This is a genomic window from Guptibacillus hwajinpoensis, assembly GCF_001039475.1.
Classification (GTDB): Bacteria; Bacillota; Bacilli; order Bacillales; family Guptibacillaceae; genus Guptibacillus; species Guptibacillus hwajinpoensis.
This window is the reverse complement of the sequence record NZ_LELK01000004.1, coordinates 928,668-952,372: the sequence shown is the minus strand read 5'-3', so window position 1 is coordinate 952,372 and position 23,705 is coordinate 928,668. Positions and strand designations below refer to the sequence as shown.

Below are 23,705 nucleotides of genomic sequence, written 5' to 3'. Positions count from 1 at the left end.
ATTAGCTTACCTCCTTATACTTTTGCTGTTCTACTTTCGAGTCCCATTTCTTTAGGCTGAATAGAATTCCAACCAGAATGGCGAACCCTGCGACAGCCCAGCCACTGTAAAGAATAAAGCCATTTGAGTAGCCTTCATAGTTTCCAGTTGGTGTATCAAACTGACGAAGTAGGTTTGTTTTAAAGAGATCGAACATCATGTAGCCAAGGACAAGCGGTGTAATGACTCCAAGACAAGCTTTCCACCAATATTTCAATGAAATGTCTGAAATACCGTTTGCGTGTGATTCAAGCGTATTAAGTTCACGAAGTACCCAAGCTACGACAACGACTTCCACTAGTCCTACGAACGCAATTCCAAACTGGTTAATAAAGTAATCTGCTGCATCAAGGAAGAACAATCCGCCTTGCGTTGCAAACAATATAGAGATAATAGAGGAAACTCCTCCACCAATTAGAACAGCTTTTGTACGAGATATGCCAAATTTCTCTGACACACCCGCTACATATGTTTCAGAAATAGAGATTAGTGAAGATAAACCAGCAAGAACAAGTGATGCAAAGAATAAGAAACCGAACAAACCGTTCAAGGCTGGGAACTCATTAATAATTTGTGGGAAGACGACGAAAGCTAGTCCAACTCCACCACTCACAACTTCACCAACAGTAAGACCCTGCTGCTGAGCCATAAATCCAAGCGCCGAGAATACTCCAATACCTGCTAGAAGCTCAAACGCCGAGTTACCGAAACCAGTAATAAACGCATTATTTGTGATATCGGATTTCTTCGGTAAATAACTAGAATAAGTAATCATAATAGCAAAAGCAATGGATAAACTGAAGAAAATCTGTCCGTAAGCTGCAACCCAAACGCTTCCAGACGTAATGCTGTCAAAGTTCGGTGTAAAGAAAGCATTTAGACCTTCAGCAGCTCCTGGTAATGTCACTGCACGAATAACAATAATTAAGAAAAGAACAACCAATGTAGGAATGAAAATTTTGTTCGCACGCTCAATTCCTTTTTTGACACCTGCAAGAAGAACACCGAGCGTAATGATCCAAACCGCAATCAATGGTAGGAATACGCCTGGGACAATACTACCTGTTTGTCCTGGATCAACTGTAAGCTTTAAGTAATCATTGAAAAGGAACGCTTCTGTATCAGAACCCCAACTTTGATTAAACGCAAAGTAGCTATAAGAGATTGCCCAAGCAATAATAACTGCGTAATATGTCGAGATAACAAAAGCAACAATAACGCCCCACCAACCAAGCCACTCCATCTTTTTGTTCATTCTAAAGAATGAAAGTGGTGCAGATCCTCTAAATTTATGACCAATTGTGAATTCTAGTATTAAAATCGGGATACCAGCTGTAAGTAATGCGAATAAATACGGAATAAAGAATGCCCCACCACCGTTGTCATATGCTACGGCTGGAAATCTCCATATATTACCTAAACCTATTGCTGAACCAACAGCTGCTAGAATAAAACCAGCCCTTGTCCCCCATTGCGCACGATTCTCCAAATCAATTACCCCCTTAGACAATTTAAATCCTTTTTTAACTCCAAGCCTCCTCCCAGAAAAAGGTTGTGACTTTTAAGTAAATTCAGATTATTTTGTTTATAGTATATCTAGTACGAATGTCCATGTCAAAACAATCTTTTACCTTTTTTAGTATAAATCGTTCAATTTCTGATAAAAATCTACACTTTTTTGTGAATTCATATAAAAAAGCAGGAGGAATGTCCCCCTGCTTCATTAATTTTTAGCTACTTCAACTGGTCGATTGGCATATTTTGTTTTTAACATAAAAATCAATATTCCAAAAAGAACCGCAGTAGCTAGTAAGCCAAGTATTGAGCTTCCTGTAAATCCAAGTACAAGATAACCAAGCAAGGATATACCTGCGACAAGCACTGCATAAGGTAGCTGAGTCATAACATGATCAATATGATGGCTTCCCGCACCTGTTGATGAAAGAATCGTTGTATCTGAGATCGGTGAACAATGATCTCCAAAAACGGCACCTGCGAGAACAGCTGCAAGTACTGGGAGCATTAAGGTTGGATCAGTTGCAGCAGCAATCTCTCCTGCAATTGGTAGCATGATGCCAAACGTTCCCCACGATGTACCAGTTGCGAACGCCATAACGCCTCCAAGGAGAAATAGAATTGCAGGCAAGAAACCAATCACGATATGCTGATTAACTAGTCCAGCTAAGTACTCACCTGTTCCAAGTGATCCAATAATCTCAATTAATGTCCACGCAAAGAAGAGAATATAAACTGCTGGGAGCATAGACTTAATCCCTTCCCAGATTCCTTTGCCTAGGATAGCTCCTCCCATACGCTTCACGAAGAAGAAGATAAGTGATGTAGCAAGCCCAATCAATCCTCCGTAAAGAAGTGAAGTAGCAACATCCGTGTTTTCAAAAATAGTAAGTGCCGTAACTGCTGTATCAGTCCCACTTACAGCCTGGATACCAGTCACAATCATAAACGTAACTGTTCCCGCAATTAGCATGATAATCGGCCAAGCAAGATCAGCAACACTACCTTTGTCACTTTCAGGTAGTCCAGTTGTTTCCCCAGGAACCGCGCCCTTTTCTGGATCAAGAACTTCTCCTGTCTTTTGGGCACGATCTTCATGTACTTTCATAGCCTTAAGATTTATATCGAAATAACTTACAAAGAAAACCATGACTAAAGCAAACAGAGCATATAAATTCATTGGAATCATTCTCATGAATGCTTCCAAAGCACCAACACCTGTAATACTATGTGTAGCGAGGACGCCACCAATAATGGCAATAATATAAGCACCCCAGCTTGAGATTGGAGAAATGATACACATTGGTGCAGCAGTCGAATCAATAATGTACGCAAGCTTCGCTCTAGACACGTTATGCCTGTCCGTAATTGGTCTACTAACATTCCCTACTGCAAGGGAGTTAAAGTAATCATCAATGAAAATAATAATACCGAAAACGGCTGTGACAATTTGAGCTCCAACTCTTGTTTTGACACGCTTCATTGCCCACTCACCAAATGCACGGCTACCACCAGATATGGAGATAAATGCGGTCATCATACCAAGTAATAGTAAGAAGAAGATAATGTACATGTTCCAGGTATTTAGCCCACCGCTTTCAGAATCAATAAAAATTCCTTTTACGATTGTATAAATTTCCTGAATGGAACCTGTTACACTCCAATTATTGATCATAAGTGCACCGAGAATGATCCCTACTCCTAGAGATGGCAGCACTTTCCTTGTCACAACGACCATAAGTAATGCAACAAGCGGCGGAATAATAGATAAAAACGAGTTTTCCACGGAAACCCTCCTTATATTTAATAGTAGATTGCGACAGGGGTAAGCTCATCCAACATTACTCTTCAAATTTTGCATAATGTAAATCGAAATTTCGATTTACAAGCACAAAAAAAACGAGCAATGATAGGATTGGTCCTATCATTGCTCGTTTCACCGAGTCAATGTTAAGTGTCCACCCCGATCAGTAGTTCACCATTACAAGTTAGACTTATAATGACAGTTCGACATTTATTCAATGCCGCCCCAACAAAAATAACGTGACAATTATTCTTGCTTCGGCAGATCTCCCTTTCGATGCTGATCATTGGTGTCATTCTCCCAACACGTACTAATGAGGATCTGCTCCTCTACCTCATCGTAAAAGATAAGGAACGATATTAAGTTCAGTTTAAAAGTATACCTTATCTTACTCCTTTCTGCAATTAGAAATTATTGCATGTCTTTCATATCAATAGATGGATTTGGCGCATCATCGCCTCCACTGTTATAAAAGTTCGGAACATCTCCCTTAATAATCGTTGCGATAACAGGAATATCCGTCGTAACAACGTCCGAATCGCTCGCAAATGGAATAACGATTTTAACATTCACTTCGATGTGAACGCGAATATCGACCCATATATTGTTAATTCCTACTGGCTCAATCTTATGTTTAATATCTGATTTCACTTCTCCAATCGCAGTAAAACGCACTGGAACTTTTGGTCCAAAGTTCGCAAGTAGCGTATTGTTGAAAGCCTGACCGATTGGAATATAATGTATAATACCTGTATTGACAGGCGTATCTTCATCCACTTTAAGATCAACACCATTTTGCTCTGCCCAATAATCGATCTTACCATCTTCAATGCTTTTTAAGAACTTTTGAACTTTATCCGTGGATTGAGCGAGAACTTGACTAACAGCTCGCTGATTAATCTGAACAAGCACAACTTTTCCCTGATCATCTTTCACTTCGGTTATTAGCGTTTCCTGGTAATTGTCTACTTCTTCTACAATCTTTTGATTGATCGCCTGGTTAATCGCAAGTGTTGCAATACGATTTGTCTCTGTTCTAGCAATCTCAATAAGCGTCGGCTTGATTCCCTTTTCAACGATCCATAACCCCTGCACTGTCATGAATATGAAAAGGATGAAGGAGATGATAAATACATAACGAAAGGGAAGTGGACCCTTTCTAAAGAATCTTCTACGAGTTCGAAACAAACATGAACCCTCCCTTCTCTCCAACATGTATATGCTATGAAGTAAGGAAGTATGGACAAAATTATCACGAAAAGCGAAAGCGCTAGGTAGACCCGACAAGGGCTGGAACCTTTTTGGATGAACACGTTCTTTGTGTTCAACCAAAAAGGTGAAGCATCTCGAGGGTCTGAGCGCTGTAGCTGGATCACGAAAAGCGAAAGCGCTCGGTAGACTGTATCCGAAAAGCAAAAGAAGCCGCAGCATTGCTACGGCTTCTTTCACATCATTTTAAGCATGGCATCTCTGCCTATTGTGCCGACTGTAATGCCCCTTGCTACTGCTTCATGTGTAACAGATTCAAGGGGAGCATCCAGCAGCTGTTCGATCGTCCTCACGCCTACAGCTCTGCCTGCAATAATCTTCCGCTCACTTAATTTCTCGTTAAGTAAAGCTATATCAAGTGCTCCACACATGATATACCCATTCTCATTCATTACTGCAAGAAAATTCGTTTTCGGAAGTTGCATGCTCACAGCCGTAAAAGGATGACCGTCAATCATAATAGGTGACATAGTAATCAATTCATTCTCGCCTCCTGACTTGAATGATTAACACTATATCTATATGAAAGTTTCTAGTATCTGTTCTCAAGTCTCCATTCAAGAAGATCCCTTAACATCTCAGGTAAATAATATTTCTTTTTCGCATGTTTCATTTGAGGATAGAATTTCCCAAACGTAAACATATCAGCTGTGGCAACAGCATATTCTTCATCAGATATCAACTGCTGTCCATTATGAAGAATGTCAGTTACATGGTGAAGACCATCTTCCATTAAAACAGTTTTTACTTCTAAGCCATCAAACGCCATAATCCCCATCACTTCTCCGCGAAAGCCAAGTCCCTTAAAACTTAAGTTCACAATCTCATCTGTCATAGCGTAAGAAATGATTTCTCGAAGTTCACTGCCTTTTAAGATGACTTTGCAAGGGTTTACCGGATGCGGGCAAATACGGTGAATGTTCTCACGAGAAACGTTCCCTTCAGAAAGCCCATCAAGCAGCATACCAGAGTTAATCATACCGATATCAGCATGACACCACTCCCTTAACGCTGCGGCTAATTCATCAGGTAATACAGACGGTTTAAACCACTCTGCTTCTAACGGTTGTTCTAGTCGACAAATGACTTCGTCTAACAAAGCCTGTGCTTTTAAACCCAATTGTTTTATGCTCTCTCTTGTAAGGTCGTCTTCCTTACGATTACGGACAGAAACGGCATAGGCTTCTTTTTCAAGAACATGGTCGTTTTCCAAATCGAAACAAATCGTCACTTCTCCTACATAGTTGCCGTTTTTTCCTGACTGCGTTATGAGCGTGTCCTCTACAATTACTCCGTGCTTTAGAACATGATGAGTATGAGCGCCAATGATCACATCAATTCCTGTCATCTCTCTTGCTAATTGCTCGTCATTTCCTAGCCCCATATGAGACATGAGGATAACAACGTCAGATTGTGAGCGAACGTCATTCACAAGCTCCTGAAGGTAGTTGTATGGGGAATGGATTGTCCACCCTAGGAGAGAATAGAACTGCTCATATGGTATCGTAATCCCAATGATACCTACTTTCACACCATTTAGTTCATGAATCTTATATGGGATTGCAAAGGAGGGTCTTGTACCATCTTGATGATAGAGATTGGATACAATCACTTCGAACGTTGCTTCTGTGTATAATTCCTCAAGCTCCTTCTTAGAGAACGTAATTCCTTCATTGTTTCCGATCGTAGCATAGTCATATTGAAGTTCATTTAGTAACTGCACATTCCCTTTTCCAACCGTTCCTTCCGTGATTGGATGAACTTTATCAGAATGGTCACCAAGATCCAGAAGTAAGTAAGGTGTTCCCTGGAGTTCATGCATTTTCTTTTTCTCTTTGAGAAAAGAAGACACTTTAGACCAGTTCTCAAAGTGACTATGAAGATCATTTGTATAATAGATATTTAGTGTTTTACAAGTCAAGTCAATCTTCCTTTCCTACCCCATAGTTCCCTGCCAGATCAGTCGAATTCCAACAATGATTAACATCCATCGCAAAATAACTACAACGGTCTGGTCTGATAGTTTTTGATTAATAAATGCGCCTAACTTGGCTCCGACCCATGCTCCTGGAACTAATCCGATTAAGAGAAAGCCTCCCACGTTTCCGAGTACTAAATGGGTCAGTGTACCTGTTATGCTTGAGAGGAAGATCATAAACATCGAAGTTGCAACTGCAACTGACATCGGAAAGCCAAATAGCAAGATCATCGCAGGAACCATTAAGGAACCCCCACCAATTCCAAACAACCCTGAGATAACTCCTACAACAAATGAAACCGCAACTGCTGCTGGAGCTGAAAATTGATAGGTTACTTTCTTTCCATCAGAATTAGTGAACGAACGAGTGAATTGTCCATTCAACTTCATTGGGCGTAAACGATTCCTTATCATTAATAATATGGAAACAAGCACCATAAATAACCCAAAATAGATAGAAAAATAATCTACTTCAATAAATTTATTTAACCAGGCTCCCAAAACGGCTCCAGGACCACTTCCTAGAAAGAAGAGCGCACCACTTTTATAATCCACACTTTTCTTCTTCATATAAGCTAATGTAGATGAAAGACCAATTGCAACAAGGACGACGATCGAACTTCCGACAATTAATTGAGGAGATAATGGCGGTAGCCAATTTGTATATTGATCAATAATAAGAAGAACAGGAACGATGATGATCCCGCCACCAAGACCAACAAGACTACCGATTGTCCCAGCAGCAAGACCAATAAGTACTAACAGAATCCAAGTTATCATGAGTCAAACTCCTTATTCTTCAAAAAGATCCAGCTGTTTCGGATTTAAATTTGTATACTCAATATCAAGCATTTGAATCATCTTCTTCGCATTTCCTGAAGCATGACCACCTGAGTTGTTGTTAAATAAAATAGACACATGCTCACATTCATTTGCCAATTGATGAATCCGCTCTTTCCATTCCATTAACTCTTCCTCGTTATAATCATACAAATAACGAACATCTCTCCAATTATGACGATTGCCAGGGTTTGTCCAACCATTCACATTTCGTCCGTGAAGACGCACAAGAACTTGCTTCGAATGGACTGTTTCCATAACGAGAGGAACGGACCCTTCTCCTGCCTGTGGCTCATCACAAATCGTGTGGATATATCCCTGCTCTTCAAGAAAATGTAGCGTCTTATCGCGAAAAGCTTCATGATACCAGGATTGATGACGAAATTCGACTGCACAAGGAATATCGCCCATTCGTTGCTTACAGTCTCTTAATATGTCCACGTTCTCTTTATTCACATCAAACCATGGTGGAAACTGAAAAAGCACCATCGAAAGCTTACCAGCTTTCTGAATGGGACCAAGGGAATTTATAAACGCCTGGAACATCTCTTCTCTTGTTTCAAACGGTACGTCTCCTCTTTGATGACCCGTCATGCCTTGATAAGCCTTGACTACAAAGCGAAAATCTTCAGGCGTTTCATCCGCCCACTTCTGAAAATTCCTCGTAGGCTGAACCGCATAAAAAGATGAATCTACTTCAACAATTGGAAAATGCGATGCGTAGAGTGAAAGCTTCTCATTGCTTTTGACATCGGGTGGATATAAATCATCATGATCGCCCCATCCTGTAACGCCTATGTATATCATGCAATCCTTCCTTTCATCTTCGATGGAACATCCGAAATAATTATATCGTTAGTAATAGTAAAGTTATAATTAAAATGATTCTTCTTCTATTTTCATGTGAAGGCGAAAAAATAGCAAGGAAGAAGCATAAGAGTTCTTTGCTCTAGGCTTCATTTTAAATAATCTATTCCCTATATTAAAAGGCTCTTTTCTAAAAGATTGTTGCTTTTAAAAAATTTTTCTATAGAGAACCCCATTTCATAGTTGATTGGAGCGGAAGGTGCTCGACTCCTGCGGGACTAGCGGGACAGGTGAGACCCCACAGGAGCGTTAGCGACGAGGAGGCTCACCGCCCGCCCCCCGGAAAGCGGGTAGGAGCGCAGATCAACTACCACTCTTATGGCAAAAGCAAGAATGTTTACGAAAACAGCACAATAAAAAAACGAACCGGAAAATCCGGTTCGTTTCATAATAGTGCTTAACCGATTGAACCTTCCATCTCAAATTTAATGAGACGGTTCATTTCAACCGCATACTCCATAGGAAGTTCTTTCGTAAATGGCTCGATAAAGCCCATTACGATCATTTCAGTAGCTTCTTCTTCAGATACACCACGGCTCATCAAGTAGAAGAGCTGTTCTTCCGAAACCTTCGATACTTTCGCTTCGTGTTCAAGTGAAATGTTATCGTTAAGAATTTCGTTGTAAGGAATTGTATCAGAAGTTGACTCGTTATCCATGATGAGCGTATCACACTCAACGTTAGAACGAGCGCCTTCAGCTTTACGGCCAAAGTGTACAATACCACGGTATGTTACTTTACCGCCTTGCTTCGAAATGGATTTCGATACGATTGTTGAAGATGTGTTTGGTGCTAAGTGAATCATCTTAGCTCCTGCATCCTGGTGCTGTCCTTTACCCGCAAGAGCGATTGAAAGGGTCATGCCTCGTGCGCCTTCACCTTTCAAGATAACAGCTGGATACTTCATCGTAAGTTTTGAACCAATGTTACCATCGATCCATTCCATCGTTGCATTTTCTTCCGCAACTGCACGCTTCGTAACAAGGTTAAACACGTTGTTAGCCCAGTTCTGAATGGTTGTATAACGGCAGTATGCGTCTTTCTTAACGATGATTTCAACAACAGCACTGTGTAGAGAGTTTGTTGTGTAAACAGGTGCAGTACACCCTTCAACGTAATGAACAGAAGAACCTTCGTCTGCAATGATAAGCGTACGCTCAAACTGTCCCATGTTTTCAGAGTTAATACGGAAATACGCTTGAAGAGGCGTATCTACTTTAACACCTTTAGGGACGTAGATGAACGATCCACCAGACCATACAGCAGAGTTTAGCGCTGAGAACTTATTGTCCGTTGCAGGGATTGTTTTAGCAAAGTACTCTTTGAAAAGGTCTTCGTTTTCTTTAAGAGCAGTATCTGTATCTTTGAAAATAATACCCATATTCTCAAGATCTTCTTGCATGTTGTGGTAAACAACTTCAGATTCATACTGTGCAGAAACACCTGCAAGGTATTTTTGTTCTGCTTCAGGGATACCAAGCTTATCAAATGTTGCTTTGATTTCTTCTGGTACTTCATCCCATGATCGCTCAGACTTTTCAGAAGGCTTTACGTAGTACGTAATTTCATCGAAATCAAGATCAGCAAGATTACCGCCCCACTGAGGCATTGGCATGCTGTAGAAATGCTCTAGCGATTTCAAACGAAAATCAAGCATCCATTTAGGCTCTTCCTTCATACGAGAAATTTCTTTAACGATTTCAGGAGTTAACCCACGCTCTGAGCGGAAAATTGAAACGTCTTTATCACTAAAACCATACTGGTATTCGCCAACTTCAGGCATTTTTTTAGCCATTATATTTCCCTCCTTGACATTACACATGTCAGTGTTTGGCTGTTGTTCTCTTTCAACCATTCTAGTATGAAAAAGAAACGATGACAACACCTGGAAGCGAGTTACGCCTCACCCTGTTCCTTAAAGCCCTTCTCCATGGCTTTCCAAGAGAGTGTTGCACATTTAATTCGAGCAGGAAATTTCGAAACGCCTTGAAGTGCTTCAATATCACCAAGATCGAATTCTTCTTCGTCATACTCTTTGCCCTGCATCATATCAGAGAAAATTCCAGACAACTTCATCGCCTGATCAACCTCAAGCCCTTTGACTGACTGTGTCATCATTGACGCAGATGCCAGGCTTATAGAGCAACCTTCTCCAATAAACTTCGCATCCGAAATTTTCCCATCATCTACTTTCAACTGTAGTTGAATCGTGTCTCCACATGTAGGGTTATTCATATTTATTTTAAGATCGTTTCCTTCAAGTTCCCCTTTGTTTCTTGGGTTCTTGTAATGATCCATAATGACCTGTCGATATAACTGGTCTAGATTGTTAAAAGACATTACCGAAAAACTCCTTTGCTTTTCGTAATCCCGCTACAAATGTATCCACGTCTTCTTCTGTGTTATAAAGATAGAAGCTAGCACGTGCTGTAGCCGATACTTCAAGCCACTTCATAAGCGGCTGAGCGCAATGATGTCCGGCGCGAACCGCGATGCCTTCTGTGTCTAGTACAGTAGCCACATCGTGTGGATGAACTTCGTCACTATTGAAGGTTACAACGCCAGCACGCTTTTCAGGTCCGTATATTGTTACGCCTTCGATTGTGGATAACTGCTCTATTGCATACTTAGCAAGATGTGACTCATGCTGCTGAATGTTATCCATTCCAATTTCATTTAAGAAGTCAATGGCTGCACCAAGACCGACTGCACCTGCAATAATTGGCGTACCACCTTCGAACTTCCAAGGGAGATCTTTCCATGTCGAGTCATAGAGACCTACATAATCAATCATTTCCCCTCCGAATTCAAATGGGTCCATCTTTTCTAGTAATTGTCTCTTACCATAAAGAACACCAATTCCAGTCGGACCGCACATTTTATGTCCAGAGAATGCAAAGAAATCACAATCGAGATCCTGTACGTCAATGTTCATATGCGGTGTGCTTTGAGCTCCATCAACAACCATAATGGCACCATTTCGATGTGCAATAGCCGCCATTTCCTTGATTGGATTAATTGTCCCAAGCACGTTAGAAACCTGCATAACAGACACAATTTTCGTGTTCTCAGTTACCGTTTTTTCTACGTCTTCAAGTGCAATTGTTCCATCAGGTTGAAGCGGAATATATTTAAGAGTAGCACCAGTTGCCTTCACAACCTGTTGCCACGGGATAATGTTACTGTGATGCTCCATTGGTGTGATGACAACTTCATCACCCTCTGAAAGATTTGCACGTCCATAGCTTGAAGCTACCATATTAAGCGCCGTAGTTGTTCCACGAGTAAAGATAACTTCTTCTGTTGAGGAAGCATGAATAAACTCACGTACCTTTTCACGTGCGCCTTCATAGGCGTCAGTTGCATGTGTACCAAGCGTATGAACACCACGGTGAACGTTTGAATTAATTTCCTTGTAGTAACGCTCCACTGCATCAATCACTTGAGCTGGCTTCTGAGACGTTGCTGCACTATCAAGGTATACAAGAGGATTCCCATTTACCTCTTGATGTAAAATGGGAAACTGCTTGCGAATGTCTTGGACATTCATCATTAATTTACTTTCCCTTCAGTAACCTCTACCGCACGTTTACGAACGCCTTCAATCGGAAGTTCGTTAATAACTGGTGCAAGGAAACCGTGGATTATCAAACGTTCTGCTTCATGACGAGAAATTCCGCGACTTTGCAAGTAGTAAAGCTGAATTGGATCAACTTTACCTACAGAAGCAGCGTGACCAGCCATAACATCATCTTCATCGATCAGAAGAATTGGGTTAGCATCTCCACGTGCTTTCTCATTCATCATAAGAACACGCTGAGTTTGCTCACCGTTTGATTTGGCAGCGCCATGCTCAATCTTTGTTACACCGTTAAAGATCGCACTTGCACTATCTTTTTGAACACCGTGAACAAGCAGCATACCTTCAGAATTTTTACCGTGGTGGATAATCTGATTCGTGAAGTTCTGTTTCTGATCTCCGCGACCAATTGTAACCGTCTTAGAATCAGCGTTCGAACCATCACCAATTAGGTGCGTTGTATTCGTAGATACCGTATTACCGTCGTTCATCTGAGCAAGTGCCCAGTCAACTTTACCATCACGAGCAACATTCGCACGACGATTCACGTAAGTTGTTACTCCCTTAGAAAAGTTATCAACAGAACCAAACGTTACACGAGCGTTCTGACCTACGTGTACTTCAGCAATGATATTCGCAACAGACTCTTCATCATTTCCGTAAGAAAGATAGTTCTCCACATATGTGACTGAACTATTATCTTCAGCAACGATAATCACGTGATTAAATAGACCTGCTTCAGGATCTTCCTGCCAGTATAGAGCTTGAACAGGAACGTCTACTTCAACATTACGAGGTACATATAAGAATGTTCCTCCGTTTAGTAGTGCCGCATGAACAGCAGTTAGGCGATTCTCGTCTACCTTCATAACGTCTTTCATGAAGTACTTCTCGACAAGGTCACCGTGCTCTTGTAGAGCTGTTTGAATATCTGTGAAAATAACTCCCTGTTCTTTCAGCTCTTCAGAAAGCTGATGAAAAACAGGTGTAGAATTACGATGTACTAGAAGATTACCTGATTGCTGATCTTTCGCAACGAGTTCACGTACGTCTTTTGGAAGGTCATCCAGTGAAGAAATAGCGTCTGCAGGTACATCGTGTTTAAATGAAGTGAAGTTCCACTTATCGATTTTCGTTTTATCAGGCTTTGGCATAGGAAGGTTTTCTGACTTCTCTAAGGCCTTTAAACGCAGGGATTCCATCCATTTCGGTTCCTGGCGTTTTTCTGAAAAAGATTTAATGTAATCTTGATCGAATGCAATCTTCGTATCCACTGACATTGTCATCCTCCTTACCGCTTACGCTTCTTGACCAACTGTTTCGTCTTTAATTCCAAGTTCTTGTTTAATCCAATCATAGCCTTCTGACTCAAGACGCTGAGCTAGTTCTGCGCCGCCAGATTTCACAATACGACCTTGCATCATTACGTGTACTTTATCAGGCGTAATGTAGTTCAATAGACGCTGATAGTGTGTAATGATTAGGCAACCAAAGTCATCGCTACGCATAGCGTTAACGCCTTTTGATACAACTTTAAGTGCATCGATATCAAGACCAGAGTCAATCTCATCTAGAACAGCGATTTTTGGTTCAAGCATCATAAGTTGAAGAATTTCGTTACGCTTCTTCTCACCGCCAGAGAAACCTTCATTCAGGTAACGCTGAGCGAATTCTTCACCCATATCAAGCTCTGCCATTTTCTTGTCTAGCTTCTTGATGAATTTCATTAATGAAATTTCATCGCCTTCTTCACGACGAGCATTAATTGCAGAACGAAGGAAATCAGCGTTTGTTACGCCACTTACTTCACTTGGATATTGCATAGCAAGGAAGAGTCCAGCTTTTGCACGCTCATCAACTTCCATTTCAAGTACATCTTCATTATCAAGGAAGACACTGCCTTCAGTGATTTCGTATTTAGGATGCCCCATAATAGCTGACGCGAGGGTAGATTTACCTGTACCGTTCGGTCCCATTACTGCGTGGATTTCTCCACCATTTATTTCAAGGTTTAATCCTTTAAGAATCTCTTTTCCCTCAATGGAAACATGAAGATTTTCAATCTTAAGAGTTGATGCTGCCATTTGTGAATACCTCCAATAACGTTTATACTATTCCTTCCTTATTGTAGTATCTATAAGGTGTATGTCAAGGAATGTGTGCTGAGTCATTCTCAATCTATTTTCATTCTAATTTTATAACAAATCCAAACTAATATCAAGGAACCGAAAGATCATACCTTTTAGCGTTCTCCACAAGAACTACCACTATTCCTCAATGAGAATGAAAGATGATTTTTTCGTTTATCCCTAGTTAAGACTACCATTTAATAGTAGACCATTCAATGAACACACAACATTAGTTCAATACAAAAAACCAGTCTGGCGACTGGTTTAAAGTGTTATGTTCTTTCTGGATGCTGATTCATTTTGAGAGTCTACGGTCGAATTCACTTACCATTTTAAGACTTCGACGGTGATTCATCTCACGGTCTCTTTCGATTTCCATTCGTTTATTGAAATTCCGGCTATACTCTGCATAACCTACTCCGTGAGACTGGTACATCGCCTTTTCCATTTCAGGTGTGTGGTTTAACCGCATCGAACTAATAATGAATCAATCCTTTCGATATCTTTTTGCTTACACAGATACTTTACCACGTTGAATTAGTAGCTACAAACAGCATTTAAAGGATTGAGGAAGTCTATGGAAGGATGAGTAGAGTTCTGAATAAACAAAAAACTCTTTCTCTTATTTTCTCTCCCATATCCACCCTATTTCATTAGCTCCCGTATGAACTACATTTATAATAGAAGAAAGTCGATTTATTAATGCGCCATTTGATCAAGATCTTTGATGCATTCTTGAACTAAGGTAACCGCTTGACTCATTGCAGCTCCACCGCCGAAAGCAGCTGTCACTCCAACAGTTTCAAGAATTTCTTGTTCAGAACATCCTTGATCAAGGCACCCCTTTGTATGGTAGATAATACAATACTCGTCTTGTGAGAAAATCGAAATACCAAGCGCAATCATTTGTTTCTCTTTCTGACTTATTGCCCCTTCTTTAAAACAGGCTTCTGTAAATGCATTATACTTCTTCGCAAGCTGAGGCATTTTCTCAGTAAACATGCCAAGTCCTTCTTTATAATCATGCAGCGCCGCTTCTGAGAAATTGTTGAATTCTTGTTCTTGCTTCAAGACGCATTCCTCCTTCTAGTTATTCCATGTTAGTATGAGAAGACAAGAACTATGCTATCCATGAAATTTTCAAGGAGTTTGTTTTATAGAGAGGTAGTGGTCGATTTCCGCTCCAATCAGCGAAATGTGGTTTTCTCACAAAACTTCTTTCAAAAACAACTTACTTTCAGAAAGAGCCTTCCAGAAAAAGAACTAGCGAGTGTTCCCATGTGAGCGACGCCCAATTAATGGGTAGAGTATTACTTATAACCTTAAATAACCTTGGTACTAAACCTAAAAAGGAGTGGATCTCATGTCTGAAGGAAAAACGACTCGTGTAGCACTTATTGGAACAGGTTTTGTGGGAACAAGCTATGCCTTTTCATTATTAAACCAAGAACTTGTGAATGAACTTGTATTAATCGATTTAAATAAAGAAAAAGCGGAAGGTGAAGCTAGAGACTTGAATCACGGCCTTCCTTTTGGTGCTCCTATGAAAATTTGGGCTGGGGATTACGAAGATTGCGCTGAGGCTGACATCGTTGTGATTTGTGCAGGAGCAAACCAGGCTCCAGGTGAAACAAGACTGGATCTTATTGATAAGAATACTGCGATATTCGAAAAGATCGTTACAAGTGTTATGAAGAGTGGTTTTGACGGGATCTTCATCGTGGCCACTAACCCTGTAGACGCTCTATCCTATGCAACTTGGAAGTTCTCTGGTCTGCCAAAAGAACGGGTAATTGGCTCAGGTACTATTCTTGATACAGCTAGATTTCGATACTTATTAGGTGAGTATTTCGATGTAGATTCAAGAAATGTTCACGGCTATATTCTCGGAGAGCATGGTGATACTGAGGTTCCAATTTGGAGTCATACGACAATTGGAAGTAGACCGATTCTTTCTCTAATCGAGAACAATAGTAGAGCAAAAGGCGAACTTGATGATCTTTTTGTTAACGTACGCGACGCTGCTTATCATATCATTAACCGCAAAGGTGCTACCTATTACGGCATTGCAATGGGGCTTGTACGATTAACAAAAGCCATTATTCGAAATGAGAATTCAATTCTCACCATCTCCACGCTCCTTCAAGGAGAATATGGACAGAACGACATTTACATCGGTGTCCCTGCTATCGTAAATAATAATGGGATAAGAGAAGTAATTGAATTAGATCTTGATCCAAACGAAAAGGAAAAATTCCATCACTCAGCACAAACCTTACGAAAGGCAATGGAGCCTATTCAAAAATACGAATAATTACTATAACAAAAGGTTCTCCACAACTGTGGAGAACCTTTTGTGTGACTTATTCGTTTACTGGCACAACAGCACCGTTATATTCTTCTTTAATAAAGTTTTGAATGTCTTCAGAACGAAGAACTTCAACTAGTGTTTTAACAGCTTCGTTGTCTTCGTCACCTTTATTAACAGTAATGACGTTCACGTATGGTGAATTTGAATCTTCAAGTGCAATGGCATCTTCTTGCGGATTCAAACCAGCGTCAATTGCATAGTTTGTGTTGATCATAACTGCATCGCCTTCACCCTGCTGATAGATCTGAGGAAGAAGTGATGCTTCAACATCTGTTTTGAACTCAATGTTTTTAGGGTTCTCTGCTATATTTTCTACAGTAGCATCTGCTGCTTTCACACCCTCTTCAAGAGTGATTAGCCCTTGTGCTTCAAGAAGAGAAAGCATACGCCCGTGGTCAGATACAGAGTTACTCATTATGATTTGTGCGCCTTCTGGAAGCTCTTCTAGGCTTTCATAATCCTCTGAATATACACCGATTGGTTCAATGTGAATGCCACCAGCGTTAACAAAGTCATAGTTCTCGTTCTCTTCCATCTGAAGATCCATGTAAGGAATTGTTTGGAAGTAGTTTGCATCTAACTCGCCATTAGCAAGCGTCTTATTTGGAAGAATGTAATCTTGGAACGTCTTAATTTCAAGCTCTACGCCTTTTTCTTTCAGAACCGGCTTTGCTTCTTCAAGAATTTCAGCGTGTGGAATGTTTGATGCACCTACTACAAGCTTGTTCGAATCTTCTCCCTCGCCTGATGAACCTTCACTGTTGCTGTTGTTTGCTCCACATGCTGCAAGTACAGCCAAAGCAAGGACAGCTAAGATTGACAACAATTTCTTCATAACTGAATCTCTCCTTTTCTCCTCTTTATCTTTTATCTATTGCTCTTGTTGTTAAGTCTCCACTAACTTGAAGAATAGCAACAATAACTAATATTAAGACCGTAGCAACTAACGTAACATCAGGATTATTTCGTTGAAAACCTTCTAGATAGGCAAGGTTTCCAAGACCACCTGCACCAACGACACCTGCCATCGCCGTATAGCTGACAAGCGCAATTGCAGTTACTGTAATACCAGAAATAAGCGCTGGCATCGCCTCAGGAAGTAGGACTTTAAAAACAATAGCTCCGTTTGATGCACCCATAGATTGAGACGCTTCAATAACTCCCTTATCAACTTCTCTTAACGCAATTTCAACCATTCTTGCATAGAATGGGGCTGCCCCTGCAATTAGTGCTGGAAGTGCGGCATTTGCTCCTAGCATTGTACCGATAATATAAACGGACAATGGGATAAGCAAAATGATCAAAATGATAAACGGAATGGAACGGAACAAGTTAACAATTCCAGCGATGATACCATTCACAAACTTATTCTCCCAAATATTACCTTTAGCTGTTAGGAATAGCAGTAGACCAAGGGCAATACCTAAGATAAACGTTGCTAGGACAGAAATGGCCGTCATATACATTGTTTGTAGGGTCGCTTCCCACATGTTTTCCCAATTAACGTTCGGAAATAGTGACTCAGTCATTCAAAATCACCTCCGCTTCAACACCTTGCCCGCGAACATATGCAAGCGCCTCATCTATAACAGGTTGCGATCCTTTAATGAACACAGAAAGCTTCCCGTATGGTCCGTCTTGCGTATGGGAGATCTTCCCTTGAATAATGTTTACTTCAACATCATATCTCCGTATTAAGTCTGTCACGAGAGGTGAACCTGTTTTTCCTTTAATGAATGTAAACTGGACAAGTTCTCCATCGTTACTTGCTGCCAGATGTGCAATCGATTCCTTCATTTCTTCTGGTTCGCTCAATTGGTTAACAAAATCTTTTGTGATCGGTTCCTTTGGATGATGAAAGACCTCTAAGACAGAACCTTCTTCCACAACATTGCCATTCTCCATTACAGCAACACCATGACAAATTTTTCGAATCACGTGCATTTCATGTGTAATTAAAACGATAGTAAGACCTAATTTTTTGTTGATTTCCGTCAGTAGTTCGAGAATGCTATCTGTTGTCTTAGGATCAAGCGCAGATGTAGCCTCATCACAAAGTAGTACTTTAGGATTGTTCGCAAGTGCTCTTGCGATACCAACCCGCTGCTTTTGACCACCGCTTAGCTGTGAGGGATAAGCATTCTCACGACCTTCAAGTCCAACAAGCTGAATCAGCTCGTCGACACGCTTTTTACGGTCTTCTTTCGAAATACCTGATATTTCAAGCGGAAACGCAATGTTATCTCTTACTGTACGAGACCATAATATATTAAAGTGTTGAAAGATCATTCCAATTTCCTGTCTTGCTGATCGGAGCTTCTTCTCATTTAGAGAGGATAAGTTATTGCCAGCTACCGTGACAGTACCATCCGTTGGTCTTTCCAGTAGATTTAGCATCCGAATGAGTGTACTCTTCCCAGCGCCACTGTATCCAATGACTCCAAAGATTTCGCCCTTCTCAATTGAAAGGTTAACGTTCTTTACGGCTTCCACTTTTCCAGATTTCGAAAAAAATGTTTTGTTAATGCCTTTTAGCTCAATCACATGTCTCACTTCCCTTATATTAAAAGATCATCACTACGGATATCTTCCTTATTTAGCATTAGCACTTATAAAATAAGGCTCTTTTCGTATACATTGTTGCTATAAGCGTGGGTTAATTTCCGCTGCAGGATGCTCGCTTTCCGCGGGGCGGGCGGTGAGCCTCCTCGGCTTCGCCTGTGGGGTCTCACCTGTCCCGCTAGTCCCGCAGGAGTCGAGCATCCTTCCGCTCCAATTAGCGTAGTCAGGTTCTTTTACGAAAATAATTTCAAAAACAACAATCTTTTAGAAAAGAGCCTAAAATAATAAATGCCCTTCTGCTATGAGCAGAAAGGCATGGAATAAACAATGTCTTCCTCTCATTTCTCAAAGCATACGCTTTGCAGGAATTGGCACCTTTTCAAACAGTTGTTTGACGGTTGCCGGGCTTCATAGGGCCAGTCCCTCCACCTCTCTGAATAAGAGATATAAAATTCTAATTACTTTACTGTGGTTAAGTACTAAACTGAATTTTAGCATGGGACTATGTGACTGTCAATTACTGAGCAAAAAGTCGCAATAATCTAAAACATTTGGTTTATAAAGGCATTGAGAAAACCATCAGCTTATTCTTCTGATGGTTTTGGCACGCTCAGAAAGTTTCTTATACGTGGAGAATTTCTCGATATCGGCATTTCCTCCACTAATAACTGCGCCAATTCTACGGCTTTTCAAATGATTTGATTTGCAAAGAATAGCTGCTAAGGAAGCTGCCCCCGCACCTTCGACAAGTGTTTTGTGCCGCTCAAGCATAAAAATGATTGCAGTAGCAATTTCCTCTTCTGATACTGTCACCATATCGTCTACTAGCTGCTCAATAATAGGGTAAGTTAATTTACCAGCTTCTTTAACAGAAATTCCATCTGCAATCGATTTACAGGAGTGAAGGACTTTAGGTCCAGTACCTTTAAAGCGATTCCACGTCGCAGATGCCTCTGAAGCTTGCACACCAATGATGTTCACGTGTGGAAAGTACGTCTTAACGGCTAATGCCATACCAGCGAGCAAACCACCTCCTCCAACCGGAACAAGGATGGTATCTAGATCTGGGCACTGCTGCATCATTTCGAGCGCAACCGTTCCCTGGCCTGCCATTACATCAGGGTCATCAAAAGCATGAACAAATGTAGCTCCACGCTCCTGCTGCTCTCGCTCTGCTCCTTTGAAAGCCTCGTTGTACGATTCACCTTCAAGCACAATTTCTGCACCGTACGAACGAGTTGCGTCGATTTTACTAGTCGGAGTATGAACAGGCATGAAAATCTTAGCTTTAATTCCTCGCTCACTTGCTGCAAGAGCGACTCCCTGAGCGTGATTTCCAGCAGATGCTGCAACAATCCCTCTTGCTGCTTCAATGTCCGTCAGCATCGATACCTTATTATAGGCACCCCTAATTTTGAAGGAACCGGTTCGCTGCAAATTCTCCATTTTCAGAAAAACATCTTTGTGTGTGACTTCATTAAGTGTAGTCGACTGCTGTAAGGGTGTTCGATGAACTGCTTGCAGCAGATTTTCCATTGCATTTACGACATGTACGCCATATTTCTCCTGGTAATTCCCAACATCATTCACTCTCCTACTAATTGTTTTTCTTCGTACTGTTTAATTTGATCTTCTAATGAAAGTGTTCGTGAGACTTCATCCCATCCATTTAATAACATCTCTTTCCAGTACGGATCGATATTAAAAGTAGCGACTGCACCACTAGCATCACTCACTTGCTGCTTATCAAGTTCAACGAAGAGTTCATATCCGTTCTTTGATTTAGAGAAAAGTTCTGAGACAGTATCTTGATTCAATGCGATCGGTAGAATACCGTTCTTCACACAATTATTATAAAAAATGTCGGCGAAGCTTGGAGCGATAACAACTTTGAACCCATAATCTAGAAGCGCCCATGGCGCATGTTCTCTCGACGATCCGCAACCGAAATTCTTGCCGGCTACTAAGATCGATGCGTTTCTATACTGGTCTTCGTTTAAGTTGAAATCGTCTCTAGGATGACCATCATCATCAAATCGCCAGTTATAGAAAAGGAACTGACCGAAGCCCTGTCGCTCGATCCGCTTCAAGAACTGTTTTGGAATAATTTGATCTGTATCAACGTTTACCTTTTCAAGAGGGTAAACAACACCTTTGTATTCATTAATTGGTTCCAGGACTGCTCACTCCTTTTACACTACTAACGGTTTTACTTTCCTTGCATCCGTAAATCTTCCTTCAATCGCAGCGGCAGCGGCCATTGCGGGACTAACGAGGTGTGTTCTTGCTCCATTACCCTGTCGACCTTCAAAATTACGATTTGACGTTGAGGCACAGCGCTCACCTGGAGGTACAATATCATCGTTCATTGCAAGGCACATACTACAACCAGCTTCTCGCCACTCAAAACCTGCGTCCTTGAACACTGTATCAAGACCTTCTGCTTCAGCAGCATTTTTAACAGATTTCGAACCCGGTACAACTAGTGCTGTTACACCTTCGTGAACTTTTCGTCCTCGTACGATCTCAGCAGCTGAGCGAAGGTCACTCAAACGAGAGTTAGTGCAAGAACCTATGAATACATATTGGATATCAATGTTTTGTATCGGTGTACCTGGTTGAAGATCCATATAAGCTAGTGCTTGTTTAATTGATTTTTGATCTCCCGGGTCTTCATAATCTTCCGGAAATGGAACTCTTGCATAAACAGAAGATCCCATTGAAGGATTCGTTCCCCACGTTACTTGGGGTTCAATTTCTTCAGCACCAATTTCAAGCACTTCGTCATATTCTGCTCCAGGATCTGTTGCAAGCTTTTTCCATTCAGCAATTGCGTCGTCAAATGCTTCCCCTGAAGGAGTATGCCGTTTTCCTTTCAAGTATAAAAAGGTTGTTTCATCAGGACTGATTAGCCCCGCTTTCGCACCCGCTTCAATAGACATATTACAAACCGTCATACGTTCTTCCATCGTCATGTTACGAATCGCTTCTCCGGTGTATTCAACAACAGCGCCTGTACCAGCATTCACACCAAACTTCGCGATGACAGCAAGAATTAAGTCTTTGGCCGTAACACCTGATCCTAAATGACCATTCACTCGTATTTCAATTGTTTTTGGTCTTGATTGCCACAGAGTTTGTGTCGAGAGCACATGCTCAACTTCACTTGTACCTATTCCAAAAGCAAGTGCACCGAACGCACCGTGTGTGGAGGTATGACTATCGCCACAAACAATCGTTTTTCCTGGTTGAGTCAACCCAAGTTCAGGTCCAATAACATGAACAATTCCTTGATCGGGATGATTTATATCCGCAATTTCCACTCCGAATTCATTACAGTTCTCTTCAAGTTTCTCCATTTGAACTTTAGATACAGGGTCATTGATAATATGACGCGCTATAGTTGGTACATTATGATCCATCGTTGCAAAGGTTAAATCAGGTCGTCTAACTCGGCGTTTATTCATCCGCAGACCTTCAAAAGCCTGCGGAGAAGTAACCTCGTGCACAAGATGTAAATCGATATATAAAAGATCCGGACTACCTTCTTCTTGATGAACAACGTGTTTATCCCAAATCTTCTCAATAATTGTTTTTGGCTCCACACCCATCCTCCTCTTACCTTTCGTCATCAGGCATATGCTTCCATGATGCCCGCTGTTGCACCAGCTTCTTCTAATTGATAAATAACTTTCTTAATCATCGCATCGGTCCCAAGTGCTTTCGTTGAACCATTCGCTAGATCACTTGTGTAGTAACCCGCATCAAGCACTTCTTTAACTGCCTTCTCAATCGCTTCTGCTTCATCGTGCATTTCAAACGAATACTTTAGCATCATTGCGCCTGACAAAATCATCGCAAGTGGATTCGCAAGGTTTTTACCGGCAATGTCTGGTGCAGAACCGTGAACGGGTTCATACATTCCAAAGCCATCACTTCGTAAACTAGCAGAAGGAAGCATTCCTAACGATCCAGTAATCATAGAAGCTTCGTCACTAAGGATATCTCCGAATAGATTCTCTGTTACGATGACATCAAAGTGAGACGGATTTTGAACCATTTTCATCGCTGCAGCATCGACAAGCATATGCTCTACTTCAACGTCTGGATAAGCTTTTGCTTTCTCCTCCACAACTTCTCTCCACATTCGGCTTGATTCAAGAACATTTGCTTTATCCACACTTGTTAGCTTCTGTCGTCGTTTACTTGCAGCTTCAAATCCTTGCTCAACAATTCGTTCAATTTCAGATCTTGTATAGTGAAGGGTATCAACAACTTCGTCCCCACCGTTTCGACGTTCACTTGGAGTACCGAAATAAAGACCTCCTGTTAATTCTCGAACAATTAACATATCAACACCTTTAATTCGATCAGGCTTTAGTGGAGAAGCATGCAGTAAACTGTCGAACGCTGTAACTGGTCGAAGATTTGCAAATAATCCAAGCTCTTTACGAATACCAAGTAGACCACGTTCAGGACGAAGATGACCAGGAAGGCTCTCCCACTTTGGACCGCCTACAGCACCTAAAAGAGCAGCATCGCTTTCTTTACAGATGCGAAGTGTTTCATCTGGTAAGGGCATGCCATCTTGATCAATAGCGTCCCCACCGATCCTTCCTTTGTGAAATTCAAACGTATGGCCAAATCGATCTGCTACGGCACTCAGAACTTTCATCGTACCTTCCATTACTTCTTTACCAATACCATCACCGGGTAATACCGCAACTTTTCTCTTCATCCATCAAACCTCC

The 23,705-nt window shown here is 41.1% G+C and carries 22 protein-coding genes and 2 riboswitches; of the genes, 1 reads left to right on the top strand and 21 read right to left on the bottom strand.

Annotated elements, in window-relative coordinates:
* Window position 1: 1 nt before the first annotated feature.
* The 14 genes from AB986_RS14845 to AB986_RS14785 all read right to left on the bottom strand — a co-directional run bounded on the left by AB986_RS14845 (window position 2) and on the right by AB986_RS14785 (window position 15,023).
* Window positions 2-1,528: a sodium-dependent transporter gene (locus AB986_RS14845; protein ID WP_048311972.1), complete on the bottom strand. Its 1,527-nt coding sequence runs from the start codon at window positions 1,526-1,528 to the stop codon at window positions 2-4.
* 234 nt (window positions 1,529-1,762) lie between these two features.
* Complete coding sequence (locus AB986_RS14840; protein ID WP_048311971.1) at window positions 1,763-3,340, bottom strand: Na+/H+ antiporter NhaC family protein; 1,578 nt, start codon at window positions 3,338-3,340, stop codon at window positions 1,763-1,765.
* Between the two features lie 177 nt (window positions 3,341-3,517).
* Window positions 3,518-3,698, bottom strand: a riboswitch (Lysine riboswitch).
* A gap of 71 nt (window positions 3,699-3,769) precedes the next feature.
* The gene (yunB, locus tag AB986_RS14835; RefSeq protein ID WP_053216207.1) at window positions 3,770-4,546 is read right to left on the bottom strand and encodes a sporulation protein YunB; all 777 of its coding nucleotides are present in this window, start codon (window positions 4,544-4,546) and stop codon (window positions 3,770-3,772) included.
* A 257-nt stretch (window positions 4,547-4,803) separates the two neighbouring features.
* A complete protein-coding gene (locus tag AB986_RS14830) occupies window positions 4,804-5,097 on the bottom strand; it encodes a YunC family protein (protein ID WP_370874641.1) in 294 nt (97 codons plus the stop codon).
* Between the two features lie 62 nt (window positions 5,098-5,159).
* Complete coding sequence (locus tag AB986_RS14825; RefSeq protein WP_048311969.1) at window positions 5,160-6,548, bottom strand: bifunctional metallophosphatase/5'-nucleotidase; 1,389 nt, start codon at window positions 6,546-6,548, stop codon at window positions 5,160-5,162.
* 15 nt (window positions 6,549-6,563) lie between these two features.
* Complete coding sequence (locus AB986_RS14820; RefSeq protein WP_201779285.1) at window positions 6,564-7,382, bottom strand: sulfite exporter TauE/SafE family protein; 819 nt, start codon at window positions 7,380-7,382, stop codon at window positions 6,564-6,566.
* A 15-nt stretch (window positions 7,383-7,397) separates the two neighbouring features.
* Entirely contained in the window at window positions 7,398-8,252 is an 855-nt protein-coding gene (locus tag AB986_RS14815; RefSeq protein WP_048311967.1) for a DUF72 domain-containing protein, read from the bottom strand.
* Window positions 8,253-8,709: 457 nt separating this feature from the next.
* Window positions 8,710-10,107, bottom strand: coding sequence for a Fe-S cluster assembly protein SufB (gene sufB, locus AB986_RS14810; RefSeq protein ID WP_048311966.1), 1,398 nt, complete (start codon window positions 10,105-10,107; stop codon window positions 8,710-8,712).
* Window positions 10,108-10,208: 101 nt separating this feature from the next.
* Window positions 10,209-10,652, bottom strand: a complete 444-nt coding sequence (gene sufU, locus AB986_RS14805; RefSeq protein WP_048311964.1) for a Fe-S cluster assembly sulfur transfer protein SufU — start codon at window positions 10,650-10,652, stop codon at window positions 10,209-10,211.
* Window positions 10,642-11,862, bottom strand: a complete 1,221-nt coding sequence (locus AB986_RS14800) for a cysteine desulfurase (RefSeq protein WP_048312916.1) — start codon at window positions 11,860-11,862, stop codon at window positions 10,642-10,644. Before AB986_RS14800 ends, sufU begins: the two co-directional genes overlap by 11 nt.
* A 2-nt stretch (window positions 11,863-11,864) precedes the next feature.
* Complete coding sequence (gene sufD / locus AB986_RS14795) at window positions 11,865-13,172, bottom strand: Fe-S cluster assembly protein SufD (RefSeq protein WP_048311962.1); 1,308 nt, start codon at window positions 13,170-13,172, stop codon at window positions 11,865-11,867.
* 18 nt (window positions 13,173-13,190) lie between these two features.
* Complete coding sequence (sufC, locus tag AB986_RS14790; RefSeq protein WP_048311960.1) at window positions 13,191-13,976, bottom strand: Fe-S cluster assembly ATPase SufC; 786 nt, start codon at window positions 13,974-13,976, stop codon at window positions 13,191-13,193.
* Window positions 13,977-14,316: 340 nt separating this feature from the next.
* Entirely contained in the window at window positions 14,317-14,457 is a 141-nt protein-coding gene (locus AB986_RS23010) for a YuzK family famiily protein (RefSeq protein WP_486606315.1), read from the bottom strand.
* A gap of 263 nt (window positions 14,458-14,720) precedes the next feature.
* Window positions 14,721-15,023 carry a carboxymuconolactone decarboxylase family protein gene (locus AB986_RS14785; RefSeq protein WP_152671024.1) on the bottom strand — a complete coding sequence of 101 codons (303 nt, stop codon included), beginning with the start codon at window positions 15,021-15,023 and terminating at the stop codon, window positions 14,721-14,723.
* 361 nt (window positions 15,024-15,384) lie between these two features.
* Here AB986_RS14785 and AB986_RS14780 point away from each other — a divergent pair, with 361 nt between their 5' ends.
* On the top strand, window positions 15,385-16,335 hold the full coding sequence (locus AB986_RS14780; RefSeq protein ID WP_048311956.1) for an L-lactate dehydrogenase: 951 nt from the start codon (window positions 15,385-15,387) through the stop codon (window positions 16,333-16,335).
* Between the two features lie 49 nt (window positions 16,336-16,384).
* On the opposite strand, the gene AB986_RS14775 is transcribed toward AB986_RS14780, so the two are convergent.
* From AB986_RS14775 to leuB, 7 genes are all read right to left on the bottom strand, one after another.
* Window positions 16,385-17,227 (bottom strand): MetQ/NlpA family ABC transporter substrate-binding protein, encoded by an 843-nt coding sequence (locus AB986_RS14775; protein ID WP_048311954.1) that lies wholly within the window; start codon window positions 17,225-17,227, stop codon window positions 16,385-16,387.
* A gap of 25 nt (window positions 17,228-17,252) precedes the next feature.
* Complete coding sequence (locus AB986_RS14770; RefSeq protein WP_048311951.1) at window positions 17,253-17,921, bottom strand: methionine ABC transporter permease; 669 nt, start codon at window positions 17,919-17,921, stop codon at window positions 17,253-17,255.
* The gene (locus AB986_RS14765) at window positions 17,914-18,936 is read right to left on the bottom strand and encodes a methionine ABC transporter ATP-binding protein (RefSeq protein ID WP_048311950.1); all 1,023 of its coding nucleotides are present in this window, start codon (window positions 18,934-18,936) and stop codon (window positions 17,914-17,916) included. The genes AB986_RS14770 and AB986_RS14765 overlap by 8 nt, the downstream gene beginning before the upstream one ends.
* 353 nt (window positions 18,937-19,289) lie before the next feature.
* Window positions 19,290-19,398: riboswitch (SAM riboswitch) on the bottom strand.
* Window positions 19,399-19,533: 135 nt separating this feature from the next.
* A complete protein-coding gene (gene ilvA / locus AB986_RS14760; protein ID WP_236690392.1) occupies window positions 19,534-20,544 on the bottom strand; it encodes a threonine ammonia-lyase in 1,011 nt (336 codons plus the stop codon).
* A complete protein-coding gene (gene leuD, locus AB986_RS14755) occupies window positions 20,541-21,131 on the bottom strand; it encodes a 3-isopropylmalate dehydratase small subunit (protein WP_048311944.1) in 591 nt (196 codons plus the stop codon). Before leuD ends, ilvA begins: the two co-directional genes overlap by 4 nt.
* 15 nt (window positions 21,132-21,146) lie before the next feature.
* Window positions 21,147-22,559: a 3-isopropylmalate dehydratase large subunit gene (leuC, locus tag AB986_RS14750; RefSeq protein WP_407921924.1), complete on the bottom strand. Its 1,413-nt coding sequence runs from the start codon at window positions 22,557-22,559 to the stop codon at window positions 21,147-21,149.
* 26 nt (window positions 22,560-22,585) lie between these two features.
* On the bottom strand, window positions 22,586-23,692 hold the full coding sequence (gene leuB, locus AB986_RS14745) for a 3-isopropylmalate dehydrogenase (RefSeq protein WP_048311941.1): 1,107 nt from the start codon (window positions 23,690-23,692) through the stop codon (window positions 22,586-22,588).
* Window positions 23,693-23,705 lie beyond the last annotated feature (13 nt).

Excerpts from the sequence above, each read along its gene's own strand:
- AB986_RS14780 (WP_048311956.1), top strand. The coding sequence starts at position 15,385 with ATGTCTGAAGGAAAAACGACTCGTGTAGCACTTATTGGAACAGGTTTT.
- sufU (WP_048311964.1), bottom strand. The coding sequence starts at position 10,652 with ATGTCTTTTAACAATCTAGACCAGTTATATCGACAGGTCATTATGGAT.
- AB986_RS14775 (WP_048311954.1), bottom strand. The coding sequence starts at position 17,227 with ATGAAGAAATTGTTGTCAATCTTAGCTGTCCTTGCTTTGGCTGTACTT.
- AB986_RS23010 (WP_486606315.1), bottom strand. The coding sequence starts at position 14,457 with ATGTACCAGTCTCACGGAGTAGGTTATGCAGAGTATAGCCGGAATTTC.
- AB986_RS14770 (WP_048311951.1), bottom strand. The coding sequence starts at position 17,921 with ATGACTGAGTCACTATTTCCGAACGTTAATTGGGAAAACATGTGGGAA.
- AB986_RS14830 (WP_370874641.1), bottom strand. The coding sequence starts at position 5,097 with ATGTCACCTATTATGATTGACGGTCATCCTTTTACGGCTGTGAGCATG.
- AB986_RS14800 (WP_048312916.1), bottom strand. The coding sequence starts at position 11,862 with ATGAATGTCCAAGACATTCGCAAGCAGTTTCCCATTTTACATCAAGAG.
- sufB (WP_048311966.1), bottom strand. The coding sequence starts at position 10,107 with ATGGCTAAAAAAATGCCTGAAGTTGGCGAATACCAGTATGGTTTTAGT.
- AB986_RS14815 (WP_048311967.1), bottom strand. The coding sequence starts at position 8,252 with ATGATATACATAGGCGTTACAGGATGGGGCGATCATGATGATTTATAT.
- leuB (WP_048311941.1), bottom strand. The coding sequence starts at position 23,692 with ATGAAGAGAAAAGTTGCGGTATTACCCGGTGATGGTATTGGTAAAGAA.
- sufC (WP_048311960.1), bottom strand. The coding sequence starts at position 13,976 with ATGGCAGCATCAACTCTTAAGATTGAAAATCTTCATGTTTCCATTGAG.
- AB986_RS14785 (WP_152671024.1), bottom strand. The coding sequence starts at position 15,023 with ATGTTTACTGAGAAAATGCCTCAGCTTGCGAAGAAGTATAATGCATTT.
- sufD (WP_048311962.1), bottom strand. The coding sequence starts at position 13,172 with ATGTCAGTGGATACGAAGATTGCATTCGATCAAGATTACATTAAATCT.